Origin of the sequence: Mariniradius sediminis, from assembly GCF_021491425.1 — a bacterium.
Taxonomy (GTDB): domain Bacteria; phylum Bacteroidota; class Bacteroidia; order Cytophagales; family Cyclobacteriaceae; genus Mariniradius; species Mariniradius saccharolyticus.
Genome location: NZ_JAKEVZ010000104.1, coordinates 1 through 204, shown reverse-complemented (window position 1 = coordinate 204; position 204 = coordinate 1). Strand labels below are relative to the sequence as shown.

The window sequence follows — 204 nt, the reverse complement described above, 5'->3', positions numbered from 1 at the left end:
CCTCACCGTTGGCAAGCGTGCTGCCGACCGCAGGTACCGACACAAAGGTCAAGGCTGGATCAACATCACCGTAGGTCTTGGACTTCGCATCCGCTGTCACCGTCACTGCAAGCTGGTTGATGGTCAGCAGCGCACCCGTGTAGCTTATCGCATAGTTGCTGTTGGCAACCGTGTTCTGGTTGATGGCATAGGTGCCCACATTTT

General features: G+C 55.9%; 1 protein-coding gene. It reads right to left on the bottom strand.

The features are described 5' to 3' along the window. Positions 1–204 (bottom strand): MBG domain-containing protein (locus tag L0U89_RS20440; RefSeq protein ID WP_234863213.1); only part of this gene is annotated, 204 nt, incomplete at both ends.